6 protein-coding genes, 6 tRNA genes and 2 rRNA genes are annotated in these 6,775 nt (G+C 46.8%); 1 reads left to right on the forward strand and 13 read right to left on the reverse strand.

Annotated features, from left to right (window positions below; genetic code table 11):
- Nucleotides 1–156 precede the first annotated feature (156 nt).
- The 4 genes from glmM to BUA12_RS12745 are packed head-to-tail and all read right to left on the reverse strand — an operon-like array spanning nt 157 to nt 4,243.
- Nucleotides 157–1,509: a phosphoglucosamine mutase gene (gene glmM, locus BUA12_RS12730; protein WP_072710992.1), complete on the reverse strand. Its 1,353-nt coding sequence runs from the start codon at nt 1,507–1,509 to the stop codon at nt 157–159.
- Nucleotides 1,510–1,520: 11 nt separating this feature from the next.
- Nucleotides 1,521–2,465, reverse strand: a complete 945-nt coding sequence (locus BUA12_RS12735) for a CdaR family protein (protein WP_072710993.1) — start codon at nt 2,463–2,465, stop codon at nt 1,521–1,523.
- A complete protein-coding gene (gene cdaA / locus BUA12_RS12740; protein WP_072710994.1) occupies nt 2,452–3,273 on the reverse strand; it encodes a diadenylate cyclase CdaA in 822 nt (273 codons plus the stop codon). Before cdaA ends, BUA12_RS12735 begins: the two co-directional genes overlap by 14 nt.
- Before the next feature lie 22 nt (nt 3,274–3,295).
- Nucleotides 3,296–4,243: a helix-turn-helix domain-containing protein gene (locus tag BUA12_RS12745; RefSeq protein WP_072710995.1), complete on the reverse strand. Its 948-nt coding sequence runs from the start codon at nt 4,241–4,243 to the stop codon at nt 3,296–3,298.
- Nucleotides 4,244–4,354: 111 nt separating this feature from the next.
- Here BUA12_RS12745 and BUA12_RS12750 point away from each other — a divergent pair, with 111 nt between their 5' ends.
- Nucleotides 4,355–4,810 (forward strand): ArsR/SmtB family transcription factor, encoded by a 456-nt coding sequence (locus tag BUA12_RS12750; RefSeq protein ID WP_072710996.1) that lies wholly within the window; start codon nt 4,355–4,357, stop codon nt 4,808–4,810.
- Between the two features lie 58 nt (nt 4,811–4,868).
- Here BUA12_RS12750 and rocF read toward each other — a convergent pair whose 3' ends face one another.
- The 9 genes from rocF to BUA12_RS12795 form a co-directional block, all read right to left on the reverse strand.
- Nucleotides 4,869–5,777: an arginase gene (gene rocF / locus BUA12_RS12755; protein ID WP_072710997.1), complete on the reverse strand. Its 909-nt coding sequence runs from the start codon at nt 5,775–5,777 to the stop codon at nt 4,869–4,871.
- A gap of 120 nt (nt 5,778–5,897) precedes the next feature.
- Nucleotides 5,898–5,970: transfer RNA gene (locus BUA12_RS12760), tRNA-Lys, on the reverse strand.
- A gap of 4 nt (nt 5,971–5,974) precedes the next feature.
- Nucleotides 5,975–6,049, reverse strand: a tRNA-Gln gene (locus BUA12_RS12765).
- A gap of 17 nt (nt 6,050–6,066) precedes the next feature.
- Nucleotides 6,067–6,147 (reverse strand) — tRNA-Tyr (locus BUA12_RS12770).
- A 1-nt stretch (nt 6,148) separates the two neighbouring features.
- A tRNA-Val gene (locus BUA12_RS12775) sits at nt 6,149–6,224 on the reverse strand.
- A gap of 5 nt (nt 6,225–6,229) precedes the next feature.
- Nucleotides 6,230–6,301: transfer RNA gene (locus tag BUA12_RS12780), tRNA-Glu, on the reverse strand.
- A gap of 29 nt (nt 6,302–6,330) precedes the next feature.
- Nucleotides 6,331–6,405 (reverse strand) — tRNA-Asn (locus BUA12_RS12785).
- A gap of 20 nt (nt 6,406–6,425) precedes the next feature.
- Nucleotides 6,426–6,540: ribosomal RNA gene (rrf, locus tag BUA12_RS12790) — 5S ribosomal RNA — on the reverse strand.
- Between the two features lie 81 nt (nt 6,541–6,621).
- Nucleotides 6,622–6,775 (reverse strand): 23S ribosomal RNA (locus BUA12_RS12795); the annotation flags it as partial.

The following is a 6,775-nucleotide window of genomic DNA, read 5'->3' on the forward strand; positions in this document are numbered from 1 at the left end:
CTCGCCTGCTCATTCACCATCGATTTCCAGGACGAATGAGCAGATTTTCCCCTCGCCTGCTCATTCACCATCGATTTCCAGGACGAATGAGCAGACTGCCTTCCATCCAAAGAAAAAAGCCGGGACATATGTCCCGACTCTCTTCACTCAATCAATTCATTCATCAAGACCCATTTCCGCTTCTACGATTTCCGCGATGGCAGCACTGTACTGATCAGCAAGTTCGACGGTTTCAGCTTCCACCATGACCCGTACAAGCGGCTCGGTGCCGGACGCACGGACAAGGATACGTCCGTTGCCATTCATCTCTTTTTCCACTTCTTCCATTTTGGAGGCGACTTTTCCGTTATTCACGACATTGTGTTTATCGTTGACCCTTACATTGACGAGCCTTTGCGGGAATGTCTCGACCTGTCCGGCAAGTTCACTTAAACTCTTGCCTGTCTTTTTGATGATGGCCGACAGGTGCGCACCGGATAATAAACCGTCGCCCGTCGTATTATAGTCCATCATGATGATGTGACCGGACTGTTCACCGCCGAGACTGTAGCCATGCTTCCTCATTTCTTCGACCACATAGCGGTCCCCGACTTTCGTCTTGTCGCTTTTAAGGCCGTGGGCTTTAAGTGCTTTGTAGAATCCGAGGTTGCTCATCACGGTGGAAACGACCATGTCGTCTTTCAGTTTCCCCTCTCCTTTGAGATGCTGTGCAAGGATGAACATGATCTTATCGCCATCGACGATATCACCATTTTCATCCACTGCAATCAGGCGGTCTCCATCACCGTCGAAAGCAAGTCCGAAGTCACATTCGTTTTCCCTCACCAGTTCAACGAGCTTCTCAGGGTGTGTGGAACCGACACCGTCATTGATGTTCGTGCCGTCCGGATTGGTCCCCACTGTGACCGTATCGGCTTCCAGGTCCCCAAATAAATAAGGGGCAAGGGAATGCGTGGAACCGTGTGCTCCATCAAGTCCGATCTTTAATCCTTCAAGATCCACATCGATGGTCGATTTGATATATCCGATGTACTTTTGAACGCCCTCGAAGTAATCCGATTTGTTTCCAAGATCGGTTCCCGTGGGCCTTGGGAGATCATCCGTCTCCTTATCCAGCAGTTCTTCTATTTTTTGTTCCTCGGCGTCACTCAGTTTGTATCCATTTGATGCAAAAAATTTGATTCCGTTATCTGCTACAGGATTATGCGAGGCTGAAATCATCACCCCGGCGTCCGCTTCAATTTCACGTGCAAGATATGCAACTCCCGGAGTGGAAATCACACCGAGACGCATCACTTCCGCCCCAATCGACAGCAGTCCTGCAATCAGTGCGGACTCCAGCATCTCACCTGAGATGCGTGTGTCCCGCCCTACTAAAAATGTAGGCTTGGCATTATTCTCCCCTGCCAAAACATATCCGCCGAAACGTCCCAATCTGAATGCCAGTTCCGGTGTTAATTCTGAATTCGCTACGCCTCTGACACCGTCAGTACCAAAATATTTACCCATGAGTTTCTCCTTTAGTCATTTTCTTCTATTGTGAGTTCAACTTCCAACACAGCCGGTTCAGTTTTTGTGACACCTTCCGGCAAATCCAGTTCGACATCTCTCGTCACTGAATTTTCAAGGCCGTCCACATCGATTTCAACATTTGCCGAATCGATATTATCCAATACTTCCTGACTGCCGAACACATCTATATAATCGTGATTGAGGACCACATCCACAAGTTCATGATCACTGTCGACCATCCCCGTCACTTCGTAATTGACAGGCACCGTTTTGCTCAATTCATTCACATTGATTTCAACCCTCACGTTGGACGGCTCCGTCCTCACATCGAGACGGTTGAACTGGAAATCGAATACAGCGACTTCTGCTTCTTCTACCCGGTCTTCAGTGATACGCGAATTATCACTTAATGCTGCACGCACATACTGTATCCGGTTCATCTCGTTTTCCCCGCCATGGATGGTCACCGTTTCAGGCGCCACATCTACAGACTCCAGCTGATGCCCGGGACCAAACCTGCTCTCATCCACCTCGGCCTGCACGGTGAATGTTTGTGAAACCAGCTCCTGCACACTGACAACCGATGTTTCAGGAATGACTTCTGCTGTAACATTCTCAGGCATCCCATCGATCGTGTAATGCACCTCATGCTCTCCAGGCCCTCTGTCCCTCAAGTCGAGCAGTACATCGAAATCCCTTGTCGTCTGCAACCTGGCAATATTCGAGGTGCTCCCGGACAACTGAACATTCACCTGGCTGGGCACACCGCTGACATAATAATCCTCTTCATCGTAAAGCACTTCGACAGGCATGCCCTGTATCAGTTCAGTTTCATCATCGCCACCGTTCTCATTGAAGACCTCAATATTTTCAAAGACGTCATTGACCGACAGGAACATGAATAACGCCAGGATTAATGCAACAAATCTCAAACCCCATTTACTTTCGAGCAAACATACCGCCTCCTTCCTTCACGCCGGGCAGGACGCTCCAATGCTTCTTCAGCAACTCATCCAGCTCTTCGAGGGTAAGTTCCTTATCCAGCTTTCCACCGTATGTAACAGAGATGCTCCCTGTCTCCTCGGAAACGATCACAGTGAACGCGTCCGTCACTTCGGATATCCCGACAGCCGCTCGGTGCCTCGTTCCGAGACTCTTCGCAATTTTGCTGCTGTCCGAGAGCGGCAGGTAACTCGCAGCTGAATTGATCTTATCACCCGAGATGATCATAGCACCGTCATGCAGCGGCGTATTCGGTATGAAAATATTGATCAGCAGCTCGGCTGTAATATTGGCATCGATCGTTATACCGGTTTCGGTATACTCTTTCAGCCCCGTCCCCTTCTCAAAAACAATCAATGCACCGATCCGCCTCTTCGCCATATATCTGACCGATTTGATGATTGCTTCCCTCATCTGATCATAGTCCGTACCGGCCCCAGCAGGCGCACCTTTGAATAAACTGCCCCGTCCGAGTTGTTCGAGCGCCCGCCGCAACTCCGGCTGGAATATGACAATGATTGCGAGGAAACCCCACTCCAGGACAGTATCGAAAAGTTCGGTGGTCGTGGTCAGGTCGAAGAAGTTACTGACTGCCCTTCCGACCAATATCAGGAAAATTCCTTTGATCAGCTGGATTGCCTTCGTCCCTCTCATTACAGTGAACAGCAGATAGAAAACGTACCATACGATGATGATATCTATTACACTTGTAATGACAGCGGCGGTCGTTATATTGTCAAACATATTCGTATTCTGCACTCATCTGGTCCTTTCTGATGAATTATAACGTGCCAATCCTCTCCTCCAGCTCATTATATATATCCAGCATCAAAGGATCGTCTTTCAATTCATCCGTATTTTTAACGTAACTCTTAAAATATTCAGCACACTTTTTGATCTGACCTTTTTTATACATATTATAACATTTGAGCAGGATCATCCGGTCGTTTTCAGAGTCCCCGACCAATTGATCCAGCAATCCAAGATCATCCTCGTAAGCCGCCACCTTAGCCGCCAGGATGCTTAAACCCTCTTCTTTATAGCGGACCTGCATGGTATGCTCAAGCTGCGTGTACTTGTCCATCAGCCTGCGGCAGGTAAAATATTGCTCTTTTATATAGTAACATTCAATGATTTCAAATAAAATTTTCAGCTTACTTAAATTCAATTCATTCATGGGATATATGAGGGAGTAAGTATCTTCCAGAAGATCAAGTGCCTCTGTGACTTTCCCCGTGTCCATCAAGTACGACGTTTTGATCAATAAAGCATCTATGTAAAATTGATTGATGACATTATTGGATAATTTCAAAAGCGATTGGTCCGCATGATGGGTCATTTTCCTGGAATCGCCCTGATGTCTGAAGTACTTCGCATATAATAGATGGAGCCTGCCGCAGTCCACACTGGAGATTTCGTCAGCCTTCTCGTACTCCTTGGTCATCAATTCCGGAACTGTTGAGAACTCGTCGTGTGACACTTTATACTCGTGAAAGACGATTTCACGGAAGACCTCCACATCATTATAGCGGAAGTTTGCCGTTTCAGACATCAGATCGTTCAGGGAGCAGTTCAGACGCTCACTGAGTTTAATCAACACATTGGTGGAGGGCTGGACGCTTCCCTTTTCAATGAGACTTAAATAAGTCCTCGAAATAATCCCCTCAGCCAGCTCTTCCTGTGTAAGATTATTTCTATGCCTGGTTTCTTTGATTCTTTGACCGATCATCTATGATGCCCCTTTCCTGCGCTTTCGTTAACGTGATCATCCTGTTAGATTTATTTGACAACTTATTTACTCTTAATCATACTATAAATATATATATAAGGGGTGTTTCAAATGAAAAAATTGCTGGTCATCAATAAACTGGCTCAACTGAAAAGTGTCAGTGATCCTTTTAGAATCAAACTGCTTGCACTCCTGAGCGAAAAGCCGAAGACAGGGCAGATGCTGGCTGATGAAATAGGCATTCCCAGGGCTAAAATTCACTATCATTTAAATGAGTTGCTCAAAAATGAAATCATTCATGTAGTAAAAACCGAAGAGAAAAACAGCATTATCCAAAAATTTTACGAACCTGTTGCTGAAAAAGTGGTGCCGGACATCAGCCTGCTCCAATATAAGCAGGAGAAAAAGAAGAAGGACAATATGTCCTACCATTTGAGGATCAAAGAGAAAGAGCTGGATCAGTTCAAGAAAAACCTTAAAAACTTCGTCAAAGATCATTCCACAAAAAAAACCGGTGATAAGTTCAGCGATTATAAAATTCAAATATTGCCTTTTGAAGAAGAATAAAACGTGGCCAGGAAGGAACCGGGACCACGTTTTTATCGTTATATTTGATTTAAATGGCTTACTTTTGTTCCTTGCCGAAAAATGCAGCCACTATGGCCACAGCTTTCTCAGCCGTCATATTGCGGTCATCCAGCAGAGGATTCACTTCGACCAGATCCATTGACGTGACACTCCCGCTTTCATGAAGGAGGTTCATGGCATGAATCGTATCGGACAGGCTCAAACCATTCTCGACCGGCGTGCCGGTGCCCGGTGTCTCAGAAGGGTCCAGGGCATCCACATCCAAAGATAGATGAATACCATCCGTCTTCCCATGGAGATACTCCAACGCTTCAGTCATTACAGTCGAGATTCCTTTTTCTTCAATGTCCTCCATCGTATACATCAATATATTTTCATCCCTGATATATTTCTTTTCACCCTCGTCCAGATCCCTCATGCCAATCAGCACGATATTGCGGGGTTTCACCTTAATATCAGGGGTATGCAAGTTTACCAGCCTTTCATCGCCGATTCCGCAGGAGATCGCGAGCGGCATGCCATGGACGTTCCCTGACGGTGAGGTGTTGATGTCATTTAAATCTGCGTGCGCATCATACCAGATCACACCGAGATTGTTATAGTGCGGGCTGATTCCCGCAAGGCTGCCGATCGCGAGTGAGTGATCGCCTCCTATGATGAGGGGAAAAGCCCCCGAGGCCACGGATTCATCTGCAGAAGCAGCCAATTTTTCATTGAAGTTGACCACTTGCCCATAATTCTTCAAAACCTTATCCTCGCTTGAGGAATGGGTGGGGACATCCACTTTGAAATCACTGTATATATTGCCTTTATCATTCACTTCTACATCCACACTTTTAATTTCTTCCACCAGATTCGCATAACGCAGCGCGTCCGGTCCAAGATCCACTCCGAGCTTAGGCTGACCGAAACTGGTCGCCGCCCCTATTATATCCACTTTCAACATGATGAACTCCCCTTTAACATACTATACAACTATAATATAAAAAATGCAGGAATTATGCAACGACTTATAATTATGTATGAATGCATAAAAAAAGACACTTAAATGAATAAGTGTCAGGAGTGAGCCATAGAGGATTCGAACCTCTGACCCTCTGATTAAAAGTCAGATGCTCTACCAACTGAGCTAATGGCTCTGAATGGCTGGGCCGGAAGGATTCGAACCTTCGCATGACGAGACCAAAACCCGTTGCCTTACCGCTTGGCTACGGCCCAATATTCAAATGAGACAATGGAGGGGGGCAGATTCGAACTGCCGAACCCGAAGGAGCGGATTTACAGTCCGCCGCGTTTAGCCACTTCGCTACCCCTCCGTGGTGGAGAATGACGGGTTCGAACCGCCGACCCTCTGCTTGTAAGGCAGATGCTCTCCCAGCTGAGCTAATTCTCCAATGATGACCCGTACGGGACTCGAACCCGTGTTACCGCCGTGAAAGGGCGGTGTCTTAACCGCTTGACCAACGGGCCAGTATAAAAAATATGTATAGACATAAAAATGGCTCCACAGGTAGGATTCGAACCTACGACCGATCGGTTAACAGCCGATAGCTCTACCACTGAGCTACTGTGGAATCATAAAATTAAAAAAATTGCCTGGCGGCGTCCTACTCTAACGGGACGTCAGTCCAACTACCATCGGCGCTGGAGAGCTTAACGGCTGTGTTCGGCATGGGAACAGGTGTGGCCTCTCCGCCATTGCCACCAGACAATTTGAATGCAATGTACATTCAAAACCATATAGAAGCCAAGCAACATCGTGTAAAAAACCCTCTACACGGTACAAATCTTTGAATAAGTCATCGATCGATTAGTATTCGTCCGCTGCATGTGTCGCCACACTTACACGCCGAACCTATCCACCTCATCGTCTCTGAGGGATCTAATGGGGAAATCTCATCTTGAGGGGGGCTTCATGCTTAGATGCTTTCAGCACTTATCCCG

The sequence above is a fragment of the Lacicoccus alkaliphilus DSM 16010 genome, assembly GCF_900142805.1.
In the GTDB taxonomy this organism is placed as follows: domain Bacteria; phylum Bacillota; class Bacilli; order Staphylococcales; family Salinicoccaceae; genus Lacicoccus; species Lacicoccus alkaliphilus.

What these genes read in the sequence shown, in the direction of transcription:
- rocF (WP_072710997.1), bottom strand. Translation starts at nt 5,777, where the DNA reads ATGTTGAAAGTGGATATAATAGGGGCGGCGACCAGTTTCGGTCAGCCT.
- BUA12_RS12750 (WP_072710996.1), top strand. Translation starts at nt 4,355, where the DNA reads ATGAAAAAATTGCTGGTCATCAATAAACTGGCTCAACTGAAAAGTGTC.
- BUA12_RS12745 (WP_072710995.1), bottom strand. Translation starts at nt 4,243, where the DNA reads ATGATCGGTCAAAGAATCAAAGAAACCAGGCATAGAAATAATCTTACA.
- glmM (WP_072710992.1), bottom strand. Translation starts at nt 1,509, where the DNA reads ATGGGTAAATATTTTGGTACTGACGGTGTCAGAGGCGTAGCGAATTCA.